The organism is Mesorhizobium sp. M0016 (assembly GCF_040324035.1).
GTDB lineage: Bacteria > Pseudomonadota > Alphaproteobacteria > Rhizobiales > Rhizobiaceae > Mesorhizobium.
Window position 1 is genome coordinate 190,649 of the sequence record NZ_JAMYVM010000002.1, and the last position, 18,885, is coordinate 209,533.

The 18,885-nt window shown below is 63.1% G+C and carries 19 protein-coding genes; 2 read left to right on the forward strand and 17 right to left on the reverse strand.

From position 1 onward, the window contains the following. Positions 1-95: 95 nt before the first annotated feature. From NKJ88_RS03700 to NKJ88_RS03720, 5 genes are all read right to left on the reverse strand, one after another. Entirely contained in the window at positions 96-344 is a 249-nt protein-coding gene (locus NKJ88_RS03700) for a hypothetical protein (RefSeq protein ID WP_023823972.1), read from the reverse strand. A gap of 9 nt (positions 345-353) precedes the next feature. Next, positions 354-1,271: a myo-inosose-2 dehydratase gene (gene iolE / locus NKJ88_RS03705; RefSeq protein ID WP_023823973.1), complete on the reverse strand. Its 918-nt coding sequence runs from the start codon at positions 1,269-1,271 to the stop codon at positions 354-356. 146 nt (positions 1,272-1,417) lie between these two features. Next, positions 1,418-3,268: a 3D-(3,5/4)-trihydroxycyclohexane-1,2-dione acylhydrolase (decyclizing) gene (iolD, locus tag NKJ88_RS03710; protein ID WP_352443579.1), complete on the reverse strand. Its 1,851-nt coding sequence runs from the start codon at positions 3,266-3,268 to the stop codon at positions 1,418-1,420. Positions 3,269-3,301: 33 nt separating this feature from the next. Continuing rightward, on the reverse strand, positions 3,302-5,236 hold the full coding sequence (locus tag NKJ88_RS03715) for a bifunctional 5-dehydro-2-deoxygluconokinase/5-dehydro-2-deoxyphosphogluconate aldolase (protein ID WP_023823975.1): 1,935 nt from the start codon (positions 5,234-5,236) through the stop codon (positions 3,302-3,304). Between the two features lie 153 nt (positions 5,237-5,389). Next, entirely contained in the window at positions 5,390-6,235 is an 846-nt protein-coding gene (locus tag NKJ88_RS03720) for a MurR/RpiR family transcriptional regulator (protein ID WP_352443580.1), read from the reverse strand. A gap of 317 nt (positions 6,236-6,552) precedes the next feature. Between NKJ88_RS03720 and NKJ88_RS03725 the strand changes: the two genes are divergently transcribed. Beyond that, on the forward strand, positions 6,553-7,662 hold the full coding sequence (locus tag NKJ88_RS03725) for a Gfo/Idh/MocA family protein (RefSeq protein ID WP_023814498.1): 1,110 nt from the start codon (positions 6,553-6,555) through the stop codon (positions 7,660-7,662). A gap of 11 nt (positions 7,663-7,673) precedes the next feature. On the opposite strand, the gene NKJ88_RS03730 is transcribed toward NKJ88_RS03725, so the two are convergent. Continuing rightward, positions 7,674-8,372: a helix-turn-helix transcriptional regulator gene (locus tag NKJ88_RS03730; RefSeq protein WP_352443581.1), complete on the reverse strand. Its 699-nt coding sequence runs from the start codon at positions 8,370-8,372 to the stop codon at positions 7,674-7,676. A gap of 127 nt (positions 8,373-8,499) precedes the next feature. Between NKJ88_RS03730 and NKJ88_RS03735 the strand changes: the two genes are divergently transcribed. Continuing rightward, entirely contained in the window at positions 8,500-9,135 is a 636-nt protein-coding gene (locus tag NKJ88_RS03735) for a LysE family translocator (protein WP_023672340.1), read from the forward strand. A 115-nt stretch (positions 9,136-9,250) separates the two neighbouring features. On the opposite strand, the gene NKJ88_RS03740 is transcribed toward NKJ88_RS03735, so the two are convergent. The 11 genes from NKJ88_RS03740 to NKJ88_RS03790 all read right to left on the reverse strand — a co-directional run bounded on the left by NKJ88_RS03740 (position 9,251) and on the right by NKJ88_RS03790 (position 18,801). Continuing rightward, positions 9,251-9,766, reverse strand: a complete 516-nt coding sequence (locus tag NKJ88_RS03740; RefSeq protein WP_023702091.1) for an SRPBCC domain-containing protein — start codon at positions 9,764-9,766, stop codon at positions 9,251-9,253. Beyond that, positions 9,744-10,103: an ArsR/SmtB family transcription factor gene (locus tag NKJ88_RS03745; protein WP_352443582.1), complete on the reverse strand. Its 360-nt coding sequence runs from the start codon at positions 10,101-10,103 to the stop codon at positions 9,744-9,746. The genes NKJ88_RS03740 and NKJ88_RS03745 overlap by 23 nt, the downstream gene beginning before the upstream one ends. A 75-nt stretch (positions 10,104-10,178) precedes the next feature. After that, the gene (locus NKJ88_RS03750; protein ID WP_023695981.1) at positions 10,179-11,270 is read right to left on the reverse strand and encodes a 3-deoxy-7-phosphoheptulonate synthase; all 1,092 of its coding nucleotides are present in this window, start codon (positions 11,268-11,270) and stop codon (positions 10,179-10,181) included. Between the two features lie 473 nt (positions 11,271-11,743). Next, positions 11,744-12,166: a type II toxin-antitoxin system VapC family toxin gene (locus NKJ88_RS03755; protein WP_352443583.1), complete on the reverse strand. Its 423-nt coding sequence runs from the start codon at positions 12,164-12,166 to the stop codon at positions 11,744-11,746. Next, positions 12,163-12,426: a type II toxin-antitoxin system Phd/YefM family antitoxin gene (locus NKJ88_RS03760; protein ID WP_023702090.1), complete on the reverse strand. Its 264-nt coding sequence runs from the start codon at positions 12,424-12,426 to the stop codon at positions 12,163-12,165. The genes NKJ88_RS03755 and NKJ88_RS03760 overlap by 4 nt, the downstream gene beginning before the upstream one ends. A 72-nt stretch (positions 12,427-12,498) precedes the next feature. Continuing rightward, positions 12,499-13,293 (reverse strand): SDR family oxidoreductase, encoded by a 795-nt coding sequence (locus NKJ88_RS03765; RefSeq protein ID WP_352443584.1) that lies wholly within the window; start codon positions 13,291-13,293, stop codon positions 12,499-12,501. Between the two features lie 30 nt (positions 13,294-13,323). Then, on the reverse strand, positions 13,324-14,319 hold the full coding sequence (iolG, locus tag NKJ88_RS03770; RefSeq protein ID WP_352443585.1) for an inositol 2-dehydrogenase: 996 nt from the start codon (positions 14,317-14,319) through the stop codon (positions 13,324-13,326). A gap of 113 nt (positions 14,320-14,432) precedes the next feature. Beyond that, complete coding sequence (locus NKJ88_RS03775) at positions 14,433-15,215, reverse strand: ATP-binding cassette domain-containing protein (protein WP_027049093.1); 783 nt, start codon at positions 15,213-15,215, stop codon at positions 14,433-14,435. A 2-nt stretch (positions 15,216-15,217) separates the two neighbouring features. Beyond that, positions 15,218-16,294, reverse strand: coding sequence for an ABC transporter permease (locus NKJ88_RS03780; RefSeq protein WP_352443586.1), 1,077 nt, complete (start codon positions 16,292-16,294; stop codon positions 15,218-15,220). Positions 16,295-16,455: 161 nt separating this feature from the next. Next, complete coding sequence (locus NKJ88_RS03785; RefSeq protein WP_023684065.1) at positions 16,456-17,397, reverse strand: sugar ABC transporter substrate-binding protein; 942 nt, start codon at positions 17,395-17,397, stop codon at positions 16,456-16,458. Positions 17,398-17,769: 372 nt separating this feature from the next. After that, positions 17,770-18,801, reverse strand: a complete 1,032-nt coding sequence (locus NKJ88_RS03790) for a LacI family DNA-binding transcriptional regulator (RefSeq protein WP_352443587.1) — start codon at positions 18,799-18,801, stop codon at positions 17,770-17,772. Positions 18,802-18,885: the final 84 nt, after the last annotated feature.

Below are 18,885 nucleotides of genomic sequence, written 5' to 3' on the forward strand. Positions count from 1 at the left end.
ATGACGAAGCGAGGGACATTCCGGCAATCACCGACGTAGGCGATACGCCAGGTGTCGAGTGTCCGACCCGCAAGCTCTTCCGAGCCGCGGCCGCTTCATTCCTTCGGTTCGGCGTCCGCCTTCGCTTCGCCGGTCTTCGGTCGATCAGGCGCAGCCTTGCTCTCCTCCACCGGCTTGTAAAGATAGAAGAACTGCCACACCGCGTAGGCAGCAAAGCCGAGCGCGATGACACCCCAGAACGGCGTGCCGGAGGCGACTTCTATTCCCGCCCAGATCACGCAGACGGCGACGACGGCAACGCGCCGCCACAGCGGCCGGAAGAACGGGTGCTCGTAATCCTTCATCGGATCGCCTCAGGCATTGGGAAAGCCTTGCGTTTCCACCGTGTAGCCGGCCGCCGTCATCACCCGCATCAGCTCCTTGTAACCCACTTGGGCCATCTTCAGCGGCGGGTTCTTCTTCGGGTCCTGCTCGGCCTCGACGACGAACCAGCCTTCATAGCCATGGTCGGCGAAGCGCTGCACGATGGCGCCGAAATCGAGCGAACCGTCGCCAGGCACCGTGAAGGCACCGAGCGCCACGGCGTCGAGAAAGGACTGCTTCGTGCGGTCGAGCCCGTCGATCACGCCCATGCGCACATCCTTCACATGGACATGGCTGATGCGCTTGTGGTGGTTGTCGATGGCGCGCAGCACATCGCCACCGGCAAAGGCGAGATGCCCTGCATCGAGCAGCAACGGAATGCCTTCGCCGGAATGGCGCATGAAGGCATCGAGCTCCGGCTCGGTCTCGACCACCGCCGCCATGTGATGGTGATAGGACAGCGGCATGCCTTGCTCTGCGCACCATTCGCCGAACTCGGTGAGGCGCCTGGCATAGGCCTTCATTTCGTCGTTCGACAATTTCGGCTTGGTGGCGAGAGGCTTGGAGCGATCACCCTGGATCGAGCGGCCGACCTCGCCATAGACGATGCAAGGCGCATTCACCGCCTTGAACAGGTCGATCATCGGCTGGATGCGATCCCTGTTCTTGCCCATATCCTCATCGACCAGCGTGCCGGAGAACCAGCCGCCGCACAGCGTCACGTCGGCCTTTTTCAGGATCGGCAGCATGATTTCGGGGTCGTTTGGGAAACGCCGGCCCATTTCCATGCCGGTGAAGCCGGCAGAGCGCGACTGGCGCAGGCACTCTTCCAGCGAGACGTCGTCGCTGAGTTCGGCAAGATCATCGTTCCACCACGCAATGGGGGACATGCCCAGTTTGGCTTTCAAGTTTTAGCTCCGGTTTCTTGTTCACCCTCCCGTTGTGGGGAGGGTCGCTGCGAAGCAGCGGGGTGGGGTGCGGCGCCAGACCCCCACCCGGACCTTCGGTCCGACCTCCCCACAAGGGGGAGGTAGGGGGCAGCGCTGACTTAGCATCAATCGCCAATAGTCTGCATCTGCCGCTTTTCGTCATAGGCCTTGCGGGCTGCGTTGACCTGCGGCCGTGCGGAGACTTCCGGCACCGCGACATCCCACCAATGGCCGCCGGCATCGGTGGAAATCAGCGGGTCGGTGTCGATGACCAGCACGGTGGTGCGGTCGTTGGTTTTCGACTTTTGCAGCGCGGTCTCCAGGCCGGTGATCGACGGCACCTTCTCGGCAATAGCGCCCATGCTGGCCGCATGCGCGGCGAAGTCGATGTCGGGCAGGATCTCGTGGCGCGCGTCCTTCAAGAGGTTGTTGAAGTTGGCGCCGCCGGTGGCCATCTGCAGCCGGTTGATGCAGCCATAACCCCTGTTGTCGAGCACCACGATGGTCAGCTTCAGGCCAAGCATCACCGACGTGGCGATTTCGGAATTCATCATGAGGTAAGAGCCGTCCCCGACCATGACGACTATCTCCTGGTCGGGCTTGGCCATCTTGGCGCCGAGCCCGCCGGCAATCTCGTAGCCCATGGTCGAGAAGCCATATTCGCCATGGTACGAGCCGGGCGCGCCTGCCTGCCAGAGCTTGTGCAACTCGCCCGGCAAACCGCCCGACGCATTCAGCAGCGTCACGCCTGAGCCCAGGGCGCGCTGCACGGCGCCGATCACCTGCGCGTCCGAAGGGAAGGCGGCGTTGGTCGACGCCGTCACCTTGCCGGCGTCAACCTGCCAGGCCTTCTTGCCGGCAGCCGAATTGTCCGTCCAAGTCGCCGGTGCTTTCCAGCTCCCCAGCGCCGCACCCAGTTCGACAAGCCCTTCGGCCGCATCGGCGACCAGCGGCAGCGCGCGGTGCTTGCCGGCGTCGAAAGGCTGGACGTTGAGCCCGATAATGGTCTTGCCGGAATTCTTGAACAGCGCCCACGAGCCGGTGGTGAAATCCTGCAGGCGCGTGCCGATGGCGAGCACGACATCGGCTTCCTCGGCCAGCCGGTTGGCGGCCGAGGTGCCGGTAACGCCGACCGCCGCCATGTTGAGCGGATGCGTGTCGGGCAGCGAGGACTTGCCGCCCTGCGTCTCGCAGACCGGAATGCCGGCGCTCTCGGCGAATTTCGCCAGTTCATCCGAAGCCTGCGAATACAGCACGCCGCCGCCGGCGATGATCAGCGGCTTCTTCGCGCCCTTCAGCGCCGCAACCGCAGCGGCAAGCTCGTTCCGGTCCGGACGCGGCCGGCGCTGGTGCCAGACGCGCTCGGCGAAAAAGCTCTCGGGATAGTCATAGGCCTCGGCCTGCACGTCCTGGCAGAGCGACAGCGTCACCGGGCCGCATTCCGCGGGATCGGTCAGCACCTGCATGGTCCGCGCCAATGCCGGGATGATCTGCTCGGGACGGGTGATGCGGTCGAAATAGCGCGACACCGGACGGAAGCAGTCATTGACCGTCGCGGTGCCGTCGGAAAAGTCCTCGGCCTGCTGCAGCACCGGATCGGGGATGCGGTTGGCGAAGACATCGCCCGGCAAAAACAGGACGGGCAACCTGTTTACGTGGGCGAGCGCCGCCGCCGTCACCATGTTGAGCGCACCGGGGCCGATCGAAGAGGTCGCGGCCATGAAGCGGCGGCGGAAATTGGCCTTGCCATAGGCGATCGCCGCATGCGCCATCGCCTGCTCATTGTGGGCGCGGAAGGTCGGCAATTCGTCGCGCAGCTGGTACAGCGCCTCGCCGATGCCGGCGACATTGCCGTGACCGAAGATCGCCCAGACACCGCCGAAGATGGGCACTCGTCTGCCGTCGATCTCGGTCATCTGCTTGCTGAGAAAGCGGGTCAGCGCCTGCGCCATCGTCAGGCGGATTGTCTTGCTCATGGTGTTTTCCTCCGCAGTCCTCTTGCCGCGCCTTTATGCTGCTTTACGGCCACGCGCGGCAAGCCACGCTTCGGTCAACTGTTCGAAGCGCGCGGCCATGTCGGCGATAGCCTCGTCATCCGTCATCTTGCCGGCCAGCCATTGTTCCGCGGCGTGGACGAAGATGGTGCGGCCGACGGCAAAGCCCTTGACGATCGGCGCCTTGGCGGTGGCGGCAAAGGCCGCTTCCAGTTCGTCCTGCGGCGCTTCGAGACCCAGCAGCACGACGCCGCGGCACCACGGATCATGCTTCAGGATCACCGCTTCGATCTTGGCCCAGGCGCCGGCCGACGCCTGCGGTTCGAGCTTCCACCAGTCCGGCTTGATGCCAAGCGCATAGAGTTCTTCCAGGGCGCGCGGGATCGTCGTGTCATCGAGCTTGCCGTGCTTGCCGGCGATGATCTCGACCAGAAGCTCCCGGCCGACCTTCCGCGCGGCTTCGAACAGCGAGCGCAGCTTCTGCTGCTGCTCTTCCTTGAGCGCTGCCGGATCGTCGGGGTGATAGAAGCACAGGCATTTGATGCAGTGGTCGACCGGCCATTCCACCAGTTGCGAGCCGATGTCCTGCGAGAACTCGAAGCGCAGCGGCCGCGAGCCCGGCAGTTCGACGGGACGGCCGAGCCAGGCAAAGGGGTGGCGGGCGAATTCGAACATCGCTTCGCGGCCATGCTTCTCGTCGATCAGCATGCCATAGCCGTCGCGGCCGGCGGCGACTTTCGCCGCGGCCTTGACCGCCAGCACCTTGAAATCGCGGATGCGCGCCGGATCGGCGCCGGTCTTTGCCGCGACGTCCTCAAGCTGCACACGGTGGTCGCAGGCGAGCGCCATCATCGAGGGGATATCGCGGCGGCGGGTCGTCGCCCAATGGATGTGGTTGATCGCCTCGTCCTTGCGCAACGCTAAGTGCTTGCTGCCGTTCTTGAGGAAGAACTGCAATTCCTCGAAGGTCGGATATTCCGGCGCGCAGAGCAGCCGCGACACGGCGAAGGCGCCGCAGGCATTGGCCCAGGTCGCCGCCGTCGCGTGGTCTTCGCCACCCAGCCAGCCGCGCAGGAAACCGGACATGAAGGCATCGCCCGCGCCCAGCACATTATAGATCTCGATCGGAAAGCCCTTGCCGACGACACCGTCTTCCAGATCGTCGCTGATCGGCCCGTCATAGACGATGCAACCCATGGCGCCGCGCTTCAAGACGATGGTCGCCGAGGACAGAGCGCGGATGGTCTTCAACGCACTCAGGCAATCGTCGGCGCCCGAGGCGATCATGATCTCTTCCTCGGTGCCGACGATGAGATCGCAATCGGGCAGCACCGTCTTCAGCTGGGCCGAGACGCGGTCGGATTTGACATAGCGCTCAAAACCTTCGGCATGGCCGGCGAGCCCCCAGAGGTTGGGGCGGTAGTCGATGTCGAACACCACCTTGCCGCCCTTGGCCTTGATGATGCGGATCGCCTTGCGCTGGGCGGCGTCGCTGTTGGGCCGGGAAAAATGCGTGCCGGTGACGACGATCGAGCGGGCCGAGGCGATGAAGGCTTCATTGATATCTTCTTCGGCGAGCGCCATGTCGGCGCAGTCGCTGCGATAAAAGATCATCGGCGAGACGCCTTCGCTCTCGACCGAAAGCAGCACCAGAGCCGTCAGCCGTTCCTTGTCGGTCTTCAGCCCGTCGACATTGACGCCTTCGCGGCTGAGCTGTTCGCGGATGAAGCGGCCCATCTGCTCGTCACCGACGCGGGTGAGCAGCGCCGAGCGCAGGCCGAGCCTGGCCGTACCGACGGAGATATTGGCCGGGCAGCCGCCGACCGATTTGGCAAAGGAGCCGATGTCCTCCAGTCGCGAGCCGATCTGCTGGCCGTAAAGGTCGACGGAAGCGCGACCGATGGTGATGACATCGAGCGTCGCCTGTTTGGCGTCCATGGCTTCGCTCATTGGAACCTCCCGTCGGTCTTGTTGTCTTGAGCAACGTAGTTGGGGGACACGCGCGAGCGGCAGCGTGGCGCCGGGAATATGAAATAATAATTCCAATCTATAGTCAATATGGAATGAGCATTCCTTCCGGGAATTCGAGCGCCCGGCGCCGGCCTAGGCTTTGCGCTTCTTGCCCGTGCTGCGCCGCTTCTCGCCGACGCCGACGGTGAGCGCCATGGCCAGCGCCATGGTGGCCGACAGCGAGCGGAAGCCGGCAAAATCGGCCTCGGCAACCTCGAACCAGACCTTGGCGAACTGCGCTAGTGGCGAAAACGAACTGTCGGTGATGGCGATGATCGGCACGCCCTGTTCGGAAATGGTGCGGGCCTCCTCGATGGTGGCCGGCGCATAGGGCGAGAAACTGATGGCAATGATGGCGTCCGCCGGGGTGGCGAAGGCGACCATCTCGGCATTGAGGCCGGCGGCGGATTCGATCAGCTGGTTGCGGATCTTCAGCTTGCCCAAGGCATAGGCAATGTAGCTCGCCACCGGGTAGGAGCGGCGCTTGGCCAGGACATAGATGGTCTCGGCCTTGGCCAGCAGCGAGATCGCGTCTTCCAGATGCGCCTCGTCCAGCGTTCGCGAAATATCGTTGAGCGAAGTGCTGGCGGCGGCGACGAAGCCGTCGAAGATGGCTCGGTGTCCAGCACCCGCATCGGCCTTGGCGCGCAGCGCCTGCAGGCGTTCGTCATAAGAGGAATTGCGCTCGCGCAGCCGCTCGCGAAACACCTGCTGCAGGCTGGTGAAGCCGTCAAAGCCTAGTTGCTGGGCAAAGCGGATCAAGGTGGACGGCTGCACGCCCGCCGAAGCGGCGATGCTGGCGGCGGTGCCGAAGGCGATGTCATCGGGATTGTCGAGCGCATAGGCGGCGATCTGGGCGATGCGCTTGGGCAAGGTTTCACGGCGATCGAGGATCGTGGCGCGCAGCGTCTCGAAGTCGCGAGGTACCCGTTCGTCCATCGTCGCCCCGTCCAAGCTCACTTAAAGCGCGTCGCGGTGAAACGGATTCGTGCGATGCGCTTTAAGTCTTTGTTTTGATGCATGCCGTTGTCCCAGAACCGCGGCACACTTCTGGGCGACATGCATTAGAGCATGATGCCGAAAAGTGTGCAGCGGTTTTCGGACGACATCATGCTCTCTTTAACTCAAGTGACGTCCTCTCTGCCCCATCATAGCGAGCCTGCGCAAGAAGGCCATAAAAAATGAGGCAGACATTCCATTCGGAGAAGAAATGGACTAATTCATCCATCGATCGCTTCAGTTATTGGGAGAAAGAAATGGTCGGCGTTGGTCTTATCGGCACGGGTTTCATGGGCAAATGCCACGCCATTGCGTGGAGCGCCGTCGGCGCCGTCTTTCCCGATGTCGCCAAGCCGAAGCTGGTCCATCTCGGCGAGGTCAACGAGGAGCTGGCCAAGCGCAAGGCCGGTGAGTTCGGCTTCGCCAAGGCGTCGGGCGACTGGCGTGCCGTCGTCAACGACCCCGAGGTCGATATCGTCTCGCTGACCACGCCCAATCAGTTCCATCCGGAGATGGCCATCGCTATTCTCGAAGCCGGCAAGCATCTGTGGTGCGAGAAGCCGATGGCGCCGAGCTTTGCCGAAGCAGCGGCGATGGCGGCCGCGGCGAAGAAGTCCGGCAAGGTCGCAGCGCTTGGCTACAACTACATACAGAGCCCGGCCATCCGCCACATCGGCGCGCTGCTCGAGGAAAAGATCATCGGCGAGGTCAACCATCTGCGCATCGAGATGGACGAGGACTTCATGGCCGACCCCGAAGCGCTGTTCTTCTGGAAGCATGAGGCCGCATCCGGCTATGGCGCGCTCGACGATTTCGCCGTGCATCCGCTGTCGCTGGTCTCGACACTGTTCGGCCGCGTCGCAAAAGTCATCTGCGACATGGCCAAGCCCTATGCCGACCGCAAGCTGGCCGGCGGCGGCCGCCGTGCGGTGGAGACCTACGACATCGCCAGCGTTTTGATGCATCTGGAAAACGGCATTGCCGGCACGCTGCTGGTCAACCGCTCGGCCTGGGGCCGCAAGGGCCGCATCGCCATACAGATTTTCGGCTCCAAGGGATCGATCCTGTTCGACCAGGAGCGGATGAACGAAATCCAGCTCTACGTCACCGCCGATCGCCCGACCGAACAGGGCTACCGCACCATATTGGTGGCGCCGCACCACAAGCCTTACGACGCCTTCCTCCCGGCGCCGGGCCATGGGCTCGGTTTCAACGACCTCAAGATCATCGAGTGCCACGAATTGCTGACGCGGCTTGCCGGCAAGCCGGCACGGGTCATCGAATTTGCCGAAGGGCTGGAGATCGAGCGCACCGTGCACGCGATGGCGAGGTCGTTCGAGGAAAAGCGCTGGGTGGATGTGCGGTAAACCCGCTCGCTTCAGCCGCCAGCGACAGCGTTCGCCTCCCAGCCACTGACCCAGACCTGGCGCAGGCGATCGCCTTCGCCTTTGAAGCGCAGCCCGGTCGCTCGGCAATCGGCGATGCGGTCGCTGCGGAAATTGCGGATCGCCTGGCGCAATTCGCACCAGGCGACGATGTTGGCGGTTTCTGAATAGTAGATCAGCGCGATTGGACGGATCAGCCGCTCGGAGGCGCGGCCGATTTCGTCGCGATAGGACAGGTCGAGCTTTTCCTCGTCGCGGATGGCGCGGCGCACAAGCGCCAGATCGATGGTGCCGATTGCCGGTGCAGCGAACCCCCAGACATGCAGTGCGTTGGCGTCGAACGCCTGGCGTAGTGGCGGCGGCACGGCGCCGGCGATCTTGGCGCTGACGCGCTTGGCCGCCTGCTTGAGTTCGCTGTCTCCCGTGCGCTCCAGCAGGGCGAGCGACAGGACGATCGCCTCCATCTCCTCGATTGAGAACATCAGCGGTGGCAGGTCGAAGCCGGGCCGCAATATATAGCCGATGCCACGCCCGCCTTCGATCGGCACGCGCATCGCCTGCAGTGCGGCGATGTCGCGATAGATCGAACGCACCGTGACTTCCAGCTGCCCGGCGATCATCGCCGCCGTCACCGGCTGCCGCGCCAGCCGCAGGATCTGGATGATCTCGAACAGGCGCGACGCCTTGCGCATTTCCTCTCCCTGATGAAACGCTACTGACACATCCCCGTCAGTTGGGGTGATTTATTGGACTGCCTATCAGCTTGAAAATCAACAAATTCCTTAACGGCACCCCAGCAGGAAGCGACAAGCAACTGACATGAGTTACGCGGAAAATCTCTGGCTGTTCTTTATCCTGCTGTCCGGCATCATCATCGTGCCCGGCATGGACATGCTGTTCGTGCTGGCCAATGCGCTCACCGGCGGCCGCGACCGGGGCCTCGCCGCCACGGGCGGCATCATGGTCGGCGGCATCGTGCACACGCTGAACGGCGCCATCGGCGTCGGCCTGCTGATGCATTTCGTACCAATCCTGTACAAGCCGCTGCTGATAGCCGGCGCCGCCTACATGGCCTTCATCGGCATCTCGCTGATGCGCAGTTCCATCACCGTCGGCCATGACGGGCCCGCCGGCAGCCGTACGGCCTGGAAGGCCTTTCGCCAGGGACTGGTGACCTGCCTGATCAACCCGAAGGCCTATCTCTTCATATTTGCCGTCTATCCGCAGTTCCTGAAGCCGGATTACGGCCCGATCTGGATGCAGGCGACGGTCATGGGCTTGCTGACGATGCTGACGCAGGCCGCCATCTATGGCGGGCTCGCCATCACCGCCGGCCGCAGCCGCAATCTGCTGGTGGCCAATCCGCGGGCGACCGCTTTTGCGGGCCGGGCGGCCGGACTGCTGCTGTTTGCGGTCTCGGTGTTTACGGCATGGGAAGGGTTGAGGGCAGCGTGATCCCGATCAAGCGATGACGCCGCGTTTCTTCGCCTCGGCGCGGCGCTTGCGGATCACTGTCCCGGTCTTTTCGTCGTCGAGGGCGGCAGCTACCCCGTCCGCGAGACCGATGACGTCATGACCGCCTCACGCCCTCGCCCAAGACGACGAGAAGCTCGTCCAATTGCTCGAACGTCTCGCCCATCGCATCCGCCGCCCCGGTACCGGCCGCGTCGAGAGCCTCCTTCGAGGGATAGAGTTCGTGCATGACCAGCAGCGTCTTGCCACCCTTTTCCTCGAAGGTCAGCGTGGTGACGGGTCCACCGTCACCACCTTCGTCATTGGTCCAGACGAGGCGTGAGTGGGGTGTCACTTCGATATACCTGCCGAAGAATTCGTGAAGGTCCGAGGCGTCGTGGCCGAACACCAGGCGGTACGTGCCTCCGGTACGAGCATCCATCTCGCAGGAACGCAGGAACATGCCCATCGACTTCGGCACCCACCACTGCTTGAACAGCTCGGGCTTGGTCCACGCCTCGAACACGATGCGCGCCGGACCGTTGACTGTTCGCGTGACGACCAGCTCGCGCTCGGACTTCCGTTCGACCGTGGTGCGGCTGTTCGTGGGCTCACTCTCGGTTCTTTGGCGCATCGGCTTTCTCCTTCCGTTTCAATTCCTCGACAACCTTGTCCAACTCGTTGAAGCGTGCGTCCCAGAGCAGGCAGTGCCGCTCGATCCAGGCCGCCTCTTCCTCCAGTCCGCGCAGGCCGAGCTTGCAGGTCCGCACGCGGCCAACCTTCTGCGTGGTGACGAGCCCCGCCTGCTCCAGGACGCCGACGTGCTTCTTCATGCCCGTGAGGGTCATGTGGAACTTTCCGGCAAGCTCGGTGATCGAAGCGTCTGCGCGTCCGAGCTGCTCCAGAACGCCACGCCGGGTGGCGTCCGAGAGCGCGGCGAACGAGGAATCCAAGTCGGTATACTGAACCATATGGTTCAGTATTTAGCAGACCGGTTGCCGGGGTGCAAGGGGAGCCGCAGCGTCCTTCCCGCGCATCGCCTCGTATCAGGCGGCGCCCGGCCGGTTCTCCATCATGGCGCGGCGGGCTGAGCGGCGCCATTCTACGGCGCCGGCGAGGCCGTGCAGCACCGTCTCTGTGGTCGCCCAGTCGATGCAGCCATCCGTGATGCTCTGGCCATAGACGAGCGGCTTGCCTGATACCACGTCCTGCCGGCCGGCGACGAGATTGCTCTCGATCATGACGCCGATGATACGCTCGTCCCCTGCTGCCACCTGGCCGGCGACATCGGCCGCCACCTTCGGCTGGTTCTCCGGCTTCTTGCTCGAGTTGGCGTGGCTGACATCGATCATCAGACGGGGGGCGACGCCGATGCGGGCAAGTTCGACCGAGGCCGCCTCGACGCTCGCCGCATCGTAATTCGGCTGAACGCCGCCGCGCAGGATGACGTGGCAGTCCTCATTGCCGGTAGTAGTCGCAATGCCGCTGCGTCCGCCCTTGGTCACCGCCATGAAATGATGCGGCTGGGCGGCGGATTTCACCGCCTCGGCGGCGATCCTGAGATTGCCGTCGGTGCCGTTCTTGAAGCCGACCGGGCAGGACAGGCCGGAAGCCAGTTCGCGGTGGATCTGGCTCTCGGTGGTGCGCGCGCCGATGGCGCCCCAGGCGACGAGGTCGGCAATGTATTGCGGCGTCGTCATGTCGAGAAATTCGGTGGCCGAGGGCAGGCCGAGATTGTTGACCGCCGACAGCACGTTGCGCGCCATCCGCAGTCCCTTGTCGATGTTGAAGCTGCCGTCGAGATCGGGGTCGTTGATAAGGCCCTTCCAGCCGACAGTCGTGCGCGGCTTTTCGAAATAGACCCGCATGACGATCTCCAACCGGTCGGACAGGGTCTCGCGCAGCGCCACTAGCCGGCTGGCATAGTCAACGGCCGCGACCGGGTCGTGGATCGAACACGGGCCAACGATGACAAGCAGCCGGTCGTCGGTGCCGTTCAAGATGGCATGGGTGGCGTTGCGTGATGCGCTCACGGTGCGCGTTGCCGTCAGCGTGCGCGGGATCTCCCGCATCACCTCGTCCGGCGTACTCAATTCTCGGATTTCCTTGACCCGAAGATCGTCTGTGGTGGTCAACACGGCTTTCTGCTCCTGTTTTTAGGAGACCTGCCGGCTGATACAAAAAAAGCCGCCAGGTCTGGCGGCTGTTCGGACTTGTTGCTGCAATCTTCAGATCGAGCGCAATCCTCCCGCCGCCAGCGAGCTCGTAAAGTACCAATAGGTGGCGGTCAGGTTGATCATGAGGCTCATATAGTCGATGCGGAGGCGCTTGTCACGTGGGGTATGCGGAGACAATTCGGGATGGGCCGAATCCTCGCGATTTCGTCATCCCTGGGCGGAGCAGGAGCGAAGCTCCGTCGCGGAGACCCTGGGATCCATTCCGTGACCTGGGCCGTGGAGTGCGGCGGAGCAGAATTCTGGACCGTAGCAGCGCTCTGAAGTCGCGGCATGGATCCTCGGGTCTGCGCTGCGTCGCCACGCTCCTTGCTCCGCCCGTGGATGACGAAGTGCCGACGGTTCGCCAATCACCAACACGTATAACGCGGAGCGGCTCATGCCGTCCATGGATCGAGGAGTTCAAGCCCTAAGCCTTCGAAATGTTTCGTATTGCGCGTTGCCAAGGTGAGCTCGTGCGCAATCGCAGTGGCTGCGATCAGGCCGTCCATCGACGATAGACCACGACCGCGGCGCTTGCCAAAACCCATCAGGTCGCCCCAGGCCAAGGCAACCGCATCGTTCACCGGCAAAACCCGCTGTTCGAAGCGCTGGGGCAGGTCCCGGGCGAGCCATTCGGCCAGCGCCTCGCGTTTGCGGCCCTCATCCACCAGAGAGACGCCGCGCCGGATCTCGGCGATCGACACTACGCTGATGAAGGAGCGGTCCTCATCAAGCTCGTCCAGCCAGCCCAGGACACGTGCGTCAGGCGCTGGCCTCGTCACCTCGGACAGGACATTCGTGTCGAGCAGCAGTCTCACCGCGGCAGGTCACGCGGTTCGTCGCGCTGACGTTCAAGGTCGAGATCGGCGCCGCGCAGCGGCGAGTCCAGCAGGAACTCGGCAAGCGTACCCTTGCGTGCGATCTTGCGCTGCCATTCCTCGGCCGAGACGACAACCACGCTTGGTTTGCCGTTCTTGGTGATCGTCTGCGGCGAGGACTGCGCGCGCTCGATGACCTCGGAGAGCCGGGCTTTTGCCCCGGCAACCGTCCAGTTGGTGCCTTTGGATGACGTTAGCATCGCATCCCTCGTGACTATCATGACTATCATGACTATCTGGGAATGGCGATGTTGCTGCAACAGGGTTTGAAGCTACTCCGGCGAGGTCCCCGCGACGTTCTGGTCATAGTCGACCAGCGAGCCGGTCATGACGCCGGATTGCGGGCTGGCCATGTAGCTGATCAGCCGCGCCAGTTGGCCGGGCTTCACCAGTTGGCCCATCGGCTGGCCGGCCTCTGCCTTTGCCAGCCAGTCGTCGGAGGCGCCGTGCCATTTCTTCTGCACGATGTCCTCGCCCTCGGTGTCCATCCAGCCCGGCAGCACGGCGTTGCAGCGGACGCGGTTGAAACGATAGGCGTTGGCGACGTTCTTGGTCAGTGTCGCCAGCGCGCCCTTGCTCGATGAATAGGGCGCCAGGAACGACTGGCCGCAATGCGCCGACATAGAGAGCACGTTGACGATCGAGCCCGGCGCCTTCTTGTCCAGCAGATGCGCCACCACGCCCTGCATCAGGAAGAAGGGACCACGCACATTGGTGTGGAAAATCTGGTCGAACACCTCTTCCGAAGTTTCGACAAGTGAACCACGCGCGGACGTGGCGGCGGCGTTGACCAGCGCGTTGATGGTGCCGAAATGCGAGATCGCGGTTGCCACCGCACGCTTGCAGTCCGCCACTTTCGAGACGTCGGCGCTGATGAAGATCGCATCGACGCCGGCCTTCTTGAAGTGGGCGGCCGCCTTGTCGCCCTTCTCCTGCGAGCGGCCGATGAGCGCCAGCGCCTTGCAGCCCTCGTCGGCCAGCGCTTCGGCGACGGCAAAGCCGATGCCTTGCGCACCGCCGGTGACGATGGCGCGCGTGTTCGAATTGCGATCGGCGGATGTGCTCATCGCTCTGCTCCTGTGCCCTGGTTCCGGTTCTTACTTGTCGAGGCGGACGGTCTTGCCCGATGTCGCCGACTTCAGCGCCGCATCGGCCAGTTTTAGCGCAACGAGGCCGTCGGCGCCGCTCGGCGATGCCTTTTTGCCCAACGTCGCGGCAGCGATGAAGGCGGCGATCTCGATGGCGTAGGCGTCGAGATAGCGGGTCATGAAGAAATCGTGCAGCGGCGGGCGGGTATAGCCCTTCTCGTTGGCGACCTCTATCGACACCGGCCGCTGGTTTTCGGCGGCGACCATGCCCTTGGAACCATGCACCTCTATGCGTTGGTCGTAGCCATAGGTGGCGCGGCGCGAATTGGAGATGACGGCCTGCTTGCCGGACGCGGTTTCGAGGATGACGCTGACAGAGTCGAAATCGCCCGCTTCGCCGATCTTCTCGTCGACCAGAACCGAGGCATGGGCGCTGACCGCGACCACCTCTTCGCCGAGCAGGAAGCGCGCCATGTCGAAATCGTGGATTGTCATGTCGCGAAAGATGCCGCCCGAGCGCTTGATGTAGTCGACGGGCGGCGCACCTGGATCGCGCGAGGTGATGGTGACCATCTCGACCTTGCCGATGGCGCCGTCGTCGATCGCCTTGCGCACGGCGGCGAAATGCGGATCGAAGCGGCGGTTGAAACCGACCATCAGCGTCGCCTTGGCCTTGTCGACCACGGCCAGGCATTTCTCGACACGCTTGACGTCGAGGTCGATCGGCTTCTCGCAGAAGATCGCCTTGCCGGCCTTGGCGAAACGCTCGATCAGATCGGCATGGGTGTCGGTCGGCGTGCAGATGACCACGGCGTCGATGTCCTTGGCCTTCTCGATCGCGTCGATGGTGCGCACTTCGGCGCCATAGGCGGTTGCCAACTCGGTCGCCGCCTTTTCAAAAGCGTCGGCAACGGCCACCAGTCTGGCCTGCGGGTTGGAGCCGACGGCGCGGGCATGGACCTTGCCGATGCGGCCGGCACCGAGGAGGGCGAAACGAACAGTCATGGGGTATTTCCTCTAGGGGGATGGGTTCGAGAGAGTTGTGTCTCCACCTTCCTTTTGAGAAAGGTGGCAAGATAATTTTTCGAGCACGCCAGAAAACAGGATGACCATCCTGTTCAGGCCGCGAGTTCCGCCTCCCCGGTCTTGGCGCCGGTGATGTAGGAGACGATGTCGTTGCCGTCGGTGTTTTCCTTGCGCAGGTTGGCGACGATGCGGCCGCGCCGGAAGACGACGATGCGATCGCACAGGTCGAACACCTGGCGCATGTTGTGGCTGATCAGGATCAGCGGCTCGCCATTGTCCTTCAGCGTGCGGATGATGTTTTCGACCTGCGCCGTCTCCTGCACGCCAAGGGCTGCCGTCGGCTCGTCCATGATGATCAGCTTGGAGGCGAAGGTCGCGGTCCGGGCGATCGCAACGCACTGGCGCTGGCCGCCCGACATGTGGCGAATGGTGTTGGACAAATTGGGGATTTTCACTGCCGTGCGGATCAGCGCCGCCTCGGTCGCCTTGCGCATGTATTTGCGGTCGAGGATCGAGAACGGGCCGAGATTGAAAAGCACCTTTTCGCGGCCGAGGAACAGGTTCGACGGCACGTCGAGATCGTCGGCCAGCGCCAGGTTCTGGAACACGGTCTCGATGCCCGCCGTGCGCGCTTCGATCGGCCCGGCAAAATTCACTTCCCTGCCGTCGAACCAGATCTGGCCGCTGGTGCGCTGCTCGACGGCGGTGATCTGGCGCACGAAGGTGGATTTGCCGGCGCCATTGTCGCCCATGATGGCGACATGCTCGCCCTTGCGCAGCTCGAAATTCGCGCCTTCCAGCGCATGGACGCCGCCATAGCGTTTGGTCAGGTTTTCGGTCTTCAGGACGATGTCTGTCGTGGAGATATCTGGCATGGTCAAGCCCTCAATGCCCGCATGCGCTGGCGCCATTGGTCGAGAACGACCGCGCCGACGATGATCACGCCCTTGACCATCTCCTGATAGTAGGCGTCGAGGCGCAGGAAGGTGAAGCCGGAAATGATGACGCCGAAGATCAGCGAGCCGATCACGGTGCCGACGATCGAGCCGCGGCCGCCCGACAAAGAGACGCCGCCGATGACCGCCATGGCGATGGCGTCGAGCTCGTACATGACGCCCATGCCGGACTGTGCTGTCAGGTTCTTGGAGGAGAGCACGACGGCGGCCAGCGCGGCGAGGATGCCGGCAATGACATAGACGAGGATCTTGTGGTTGGCGATCTTGATGCCCGACATGCGCGCGGCATCCTCGTTGGAGCCGATGGCGTAGCAGTGCTTGCCGTAGCGTGTGTAGGTCATGATCAGCTGGAACAGCACCGCCAGCGACAGGAAGATGATGACCGGCATCAGCCCCTTGCCGATACCAGCGAAACTTTCGGTCGGAAACGAGATCGGCTGACCCTTGGACCACCATTTGGCAATGCCGCGCGCGGTCACCATCATGCCGAGCGTGGCAATGAACGGCGGAATGCGCGTGTATGCAATCAAGGAGCCATTGACGAGGCCGGCGAACAGACCGCAGGCGATGGCGACCAGCACCGGCACGATGACCGGCAGGTCGGTCCAGCCCTGCGCCAGGAACATCGCCTTGGGGTTGGGATTGCCGTTGACCGTCGCCACCTGGGCAAAACTCATGGCGATCATGGCGGTGGCGCCGACGATCGAGCCCGAGGACAGGTCGATGCCGCCGCAAATGATCACCTGCGTGACGCCGATGGCGATGATGCCGACGATCGACACCTGCAGGATGATGATCTGCAGGCGGGCCTCATTGAAGATCCCGGCGACGTTGTCGCGCGTGTTGAACAGGAAGCTGTCGCCAAGAAAGATGCGGCCGATCATTTCGAAGATGACGACCAGAATGACCAGCGCCAGGAAGACGTTGAATTCGGCCGGCCATGTCCGCCTCTTCGCGTCATAGCTGACCCCGCCGACGCCATGAGATGTCTGTGACATGCCTTGTCCTCCGTGAGGCCGCATTTGCCCTTCCGCCCCTCAGGGCGGTGGGGGAAACGGGAGCGGCGCGGTTGCGCCGCTCTCTTGTTTGTTTGTCGCAATTCCGGACGGAAAACCGCTTCACACTTTTTCCTGGAATTGCTTACGCGTGGGTTGCCGGCTCAGTTCTTCTTCAGGAACTTGTCGATGTTGGCCGGCGTAACCAGCTGGAAGGGCACGTAGACCTTGTGCTCGACCTTCTCGCCCTTGGCGAGCTTCAGTGCCGCGTCGAGCGCGCCGGCGCCCTGGCCGGCCGCATCCTGGAACACGGTGGCATCGAGGTCGCCGGCCTGCATGGCGGCAAGCGCGTCCTGCGTGGCGTCGACACCGCCGACGACGACCGTCTTCATGTCGATGTTGGCGGCCTTCATCGCCTGGATGGCGCCGATGGCGCTTTCGTCATTGTTGGCTATGACGCCGTCGAACGGCTTGCCGGTCGACAGCCAGTTGGTCATCAGGTTCTGGGCTTCGTCACGGTTCCAGTTCGAAGTCTGCTTGTCGATGATCTTGATGAAGCTGCACTCCGGCGTGGCGATCACCTCTTCGATGTCCTTGGTGCGCTGCACGGCGGCCTGGTTGGAAAGCTCGCCCATGATGACATAGACATTGGCTTCCTTCTTGCCGGCCTCGGTGAACAGGCGGCAGACTTCCTTGGTCTCGAGCGTGCCGGAATCGGCCTCGTTCGACGCGACGAAGGCCTGGTTGTCCGGCAGCGTGTCGACATTGACCGGCTGGCGGTTGACATAGACCAACGGGATCTTGGCGGCTGCGGCGGCGTCCGACATCGCCTGCGTGGCCGAGGTGTCGACCGGGTTGACGATGATGGCGTCGACGCCCGAGGCGGCGAAGTTCTTGATCTGGTCGAGCTGCTTGGCGACGTCGTTCTGCGCGTCCTCGACCTGCAATTCCACGCCGCTCATGCCCTTGGCCTGCTCGATCATGCCGTTGCGCAGCACGGTGAGGAAGTTGTCGTCGAACTTGGCCATCGACACGCCGACCTTGGCGGCAAAAGCGGACGAACTCATCAGCGCCGCAAAGGCGACGCCCAAAATCAGTTTCTTCATTGTGTTTCTCCTCCACATTGGTGTCCGGCTGCACCGATCTACCCGGAATCCCCGATAGCCCGAGGAATCTCTCCCTGATGCCTTCCTGTTCCGTATGGCGTTTTGTCCAAGGGATGGAACGCCAGGCTCCCAGTTTGAAACAGATGTTCCGGAACGAAAGAACCAAAATACCAATCTGATGAAATATTTATTCCATTTTTTCGCAAGACGTCAAGAGCGATTCCTAAGTCGGAAAGCGGATTTTCGGTCGCCGCGCCGCAATTTCGCATCGAATCAAGGCCGACAGCGGCACAGGCCGAGTCTGAAGGCAGAATCTGATAGATTCTATCATCGCCGGAGAGCCCGCGCCGAACGGGTCGGCGCGGCAACGCGTTAGATATTTTCCGGCAGATAGATGTCGAAGGGCAGAAAGGTCTGGCCCGGCGAGATGGCGGCGCCGGCCTCGATGGAATGCGCCATCAGGTCGACAAGCTCGCGGCACAAGGCGGCGAGCGGCGTCGAGATCACCATAGTCAGGATGTTGTCGGCGAGTGCCGCGCGCGATTCGGCGTTGATCTCGTTGCAGACGACCACCGGCATGTTTGCGGGCTTCGCTGCGCGCAGCGCCGAGACCGCGCCTTCCATGCCGCCGCCGGCGACATAGCAGCCGGCAAGATCCGGATACCGCACCAGGAGATCGATCATCGCATCGTGGGTGACCTGGTTGGCTTCCAGATTGACCAGCGTTTCCATCACCGTGAAGTTCGGCGCATGTTCGCGGAAGAAGGAGCGAAATCCGATCTCGCGCAGTTCATGACCGTGGAAGCGATGACTGCCGACGAAAAGGGCGACCTTGCCGGGGTTCTTTGCCGCCCTGGCGATCATCCAGGCCGCGGTGCGACCGACCTTGCGATTGTCGAGGCCGACATATCCCTCACGGATGCCAGCGGCAAAGTCGGACAGCAGCGAGAAGACAGGTTGCCCCCTCGCTTTCAGCGACTCCACGACCGCCGTCAGCGTCGGATGGTCCGGACCGACAACGGCGATTGCTCTGGATTTCGCTGCCAGCTTGCGCATTTGGGCGGCGATCTCGTCGGCGGCTAGCGAGCTGGCGAAATCGATGGTGGCGACGCCGCGGAAGCGCTGCGATTGCGAGACCGCCATTTCTAGCTCCCTCGCGAAATCGCCGTAAAAAACATCATTGCCCCGCAGCAGCAGAAAGCCGAGGCGGTATTCCGGCAATTCCTGGCGCATGCGCCGCTTGATCAGCCCGGCCGCGTGGTAGCCGATGCCGGTCGCCGCCTCATAGACGCGGCGCGCGGTTTCCTCGCGCACCGGCAGCCGGTTGTTCAGCACCCTGTCGACAGTGGCGACGCTAACGCCGGAGATGCGCGCCAGATCGGTGATGGTTGGCCGTTTTGCCATGACTGTCCCGCATGAGTGCCTGCAACTGCTTACATCGTTCTGATGGAAAATGATAGAAACTATCTTTGTGATATTGAGACTATC

Excerpts from the sequence above, each read along its gene's own strand:
- NKJ88_RS03730 (WP_352443581.1), bottom strand. The coding sequence starts at position 8,372 with ATGCGCAAGGCGTCGCGCCTGTTCGAGATCATCCAGATCCTGCGGCTG.
- NKJ88_RS03780 (WP_352443586.1), bottom strand. The coding sequence starts at position 16,294 with ATGTCACAGACATCTCATGGCGTCGGCGGGGTCAGCTATGACGCGAAG.
- NKJ88_RS03720 (WP_352443580.1), bottom strand. The coding sequence starts at position 6,235 with ATGGACGAACGGGTACCTCGCGACTTCGAGACGCTGCGCGCCACGATC.
- NKJ88_RS03740 (WP_023702091.1), bottom strand. The coding sequence starts at position 9,766 with ATGCGCCAAAGAACCGAGAGTGAGCCCACGAACAGCCGCACCACGGTC.
- NKJ88_RS03775 (WP_027049093.1), bottom strand. The coding sequence starts at position 15,215 with ATGCCAGATATCTCCACGACAGACATCGTCCTGAAGACCGAAAACCTG.
- NKJ88_RS03790 (WP_352443587.1), bottom strand. The coding sequence starts at position 18,801 with ATGGCAAAACGGCCAACCATCACCGATCTGGCGCGCATCTCCGGCGTT.
- NKJ88_RS03760 (WP_023702090.1), bottom strand. The coding sequence starts at position 12,426 with ATGCTAACGTCATCCAAAGGCACCAACTGGACGGTTGCCGGGGCAAAA.
- NKJ88_RS03735 (WP_023672340.1), top strand. The coding sequence starts at position 8,500 with ATGAGTTACGCGGAAAATCTCTGGCTGTTCTTTATCCTGCTGTCCGGC.
- NKJ88_RS03745 (WP_352443582.1), bottom strand. The coding sequence starts at position 10,103 with ATGGTTCAGTATACCGACTTGGATTCCTCGTTCGCCGCGCTCTCGGAC.
- NKJ88_RS03765 (WP_352443584.1), bottom strand. The coding sequence starts at position 13,293 with ATGAGCACATCCGCCGATCGCAATTCGAACACGCGCGCCATCGTCACC.
- NKJ88_RS03700 (WP_023823972.1), bottom strand. The coding sequence starts at position 344 with ATGAAGGATTACGAGCACCCGTTCTTCCGGCCGCTGTGGCGGCGCGTT.
- iolG (WP_352443585.1), bottom strand. The coding sequence starts at position 14,319 with ATGACTGTTCGTTTCGCCCTCCTCGGTGCCGGCCGCATCGGCAAGGTC.
- NKJ88_RS03715 (WP_023823975.1), bottom strand. The coding sequence starts at position 5,236 with ATGAGCGAAGCCATGGACGCCAAACAGGCGACGCTCGATGTCATCACC.
- iolD (WP_352443579.1), bottom strand. The coding sequence starts at position 3,268 with ATGAGCAAGACAATCCGCCTGACGATGGCGCAGGCGCTGACCCGCTTT.
- NKJ88_RS03785 (WP_023684065.1), bottom strand. The coding sequence starts at position 17,397 with ATGAAGAAACTGATTTTGGGCGTCGCCTTTGCGGCGCTGATGAGTTCG.
- NKJ88_RS03725 (WP_023814498.1), top strand. The coding sequence starts at position 6,553 with ATGGTCGGCGTTGGTCTTATCGGCACGGGTTTCATGGGCAAATGCCAC.